Raw genomic sequence first — 2,302 nt, forward strand, 5'->3', positions numbered from 1 at the left:
TATTAACAGTAATGTTAGTATGAGTATTTGCTTGTAAAGTAATTGGGCTTAAATCGTCAGCTTGATATGCCGTCTGCGTCGATTCTGCTGTTTTCATTTCTGTATTTAATACGACATGCTCATATGCAGAACGACCTGCAACACTAAAATAATAGACACCAGGTTTTACAAATCCTTGTTCATCTGTGGCAAAACGAATACGTTCATTATTGCCAGATCGGGCATCTGTGATCTGATAATTATAGTAGTGTGCTACTTGGTTAAAACTCGCATATAACTCAGCATCACCATAATCTCCACCACTTAATGAAACAGAAAATTCAGTAACATGTTTAGGTACTGTAATCGCAAATAGCTGCTCGCTGTACTTTGCGCCACTTAATTCAACTGGCGTTTCCGCCGTCAATGTTATTACACTCTTATTAGAGTGACTTGGAGTGGTTGGCGTAGTTGGCGCTTTTAATGTTGTCAGCCAGGTAGCAAATTCCTCGTTATACTGTAGACCCAGTTTCTGTACCAAGGCGGCCCATTGTGTGTAATGGCCTTGACGAGATAATTGCAGTAATTGCTCAACTTGATCAGGAGCATTATCAAATAGAAAACGAACCGCTAGATAACCCCAACGATAAATACGATTAGTATCATGAGAGTATGTCGTAGCTAACACTTCCGATAATGAATACGTTCTTTCCTGTCCGAGCGCAATTGCATCTGTATAACTATTGCCATAATGCATATATTCGGCGAAGCCTTCTAACCACCAAACCACAAAACCATGCTGTAAGTTATAGTTAAAATCACCATACTGATTATAGCGGCCATCTAAATAGTGGACATATTCATGCTCTAAGTTCCATACGCTATAACCATCGGCAGAAGTATTACGGTAAGCAACAAAGCGGGCAATATTATGAAGGTCACTAGGATTTCCTTCTAAATATTGACCTCCATTGTTAGTCGTGTTGCCAAATAGGAAATTAGAATAGACGGTGTAATCATAATTCGAATCAAATACAATCACTTCAACATGATCGTTTAAATCATCATTAACCGGATTACTAGCACTTGTAATTAACGAGTGAAAATCCTGTTCTTTTTGATTCAGGGCTGCACACACCTCTATAGCTTGCTCTTGAGTCATCTTCTGAGCTCGAACAGTAGCAGGCCCCTCGCAGCGAAAGGTCATCGGCAAGATATGCTGCTCTAAACGTAATTTTGCATCAGACAATCCAAGTTGTTGTTGCTTATCAGGGGCATAATAACCAACCATCTCTGCAATACCCACCCAAATACTGTCGTTTTCCCCACCTAAAGGATAACGAGCTAATAAATCTTCTTGAATTGTCAGTATCTTGTTCTTTATCGCAGGATCTTGAATTTTTAATAAACGACTAAGCTCTCGAGCTGCATTTGAGACAACAACGGCCGCATGAGTTTTTAATGCCCAATCATTAGAAATGATAAATTGATGTAGTTGATCCAAAACCTCAAGATGGTGAGATAAATAATCTTGTACTCCTTTATCACTACTACTGCCATTTAATGCTCGAAAAATATTATTTAAAGCTTCGACGTAAGTACTATTTTCCGCATTGTCTTTATTTAATGTAGATAAAAGTGTCATTAAAGTGGGTAAATTCTCAGGGAGAACACGCACACTATCAACCAATGACGTCAAACTACCCAACGCATTCATATTATGCTGAGAAGCGGTTAAAGCATAAGGGGACTGTAAAAATCGATTAATTGCAGTAGTAAAACGGAGATTTAAAGCGTGAGAATAAGGGGCAATAACTGTTGAATTGTAATAGTTAACATAATAAGCAGCTCGAACATACTCACTCAAATAATAAATTTCGGTAGCAGAAACCTCATCGCCTTGATATGCCGCAATCTTAGTATTAAGAGCATTAGCTATTAATACCATTTGCTCTTCACTAAATACTGAATTGATGGAGGCTTTATCTGGATGAAACCAAGTTTGCATACACACATTATCTGCATGTTCAATAACTGAGGCTTTATCAGGGACATGAGCAAGCTGAGCAATATCACAATTAGTGGCTGCTACAGAAGCTGAGCTACTTAAAATAAATGCTATCGCTGAATATTTTAGTATATGAGTCATAAATATAATTCTTATTAATTTAAAAATTATATTTTACAAGCACTTTATACCTTCTAGGGATACAACACCAAGTTATTGGCATCCAGATCAACAAATAGCAGCAATTTGCTGCTATTTCTAGCATCCAAGTGGTAGTAACTTATTCATCATAATGCTGCTGTTCAACTTTCCGTA

General features: G+C 37.7%; 1 protein-coding gene. It reads right to left on the reverse strand.

The genetic code is table 11. The annotated features are described in order from the left end of the window. Positions 1 to 2,128: M9 family metallopeptidase (locus I3255_RS13755; RefSeq protein ID WP_238039313.1), on the reverse strand; the 2,128-nt coding region annotated here is incomplete at its 3' end. Positions 2,129 to 2,302: the final 174 nt, after the last annotated feature.

This window comes from Psychrobacter sp. Ps6 (assembly GCF_022129235.1).
GTDB lineage: Bacteria > Pseudomonadota > Gammaproteobacteria > Pseudomonadales > Moraxellaceae > Psychrobacter.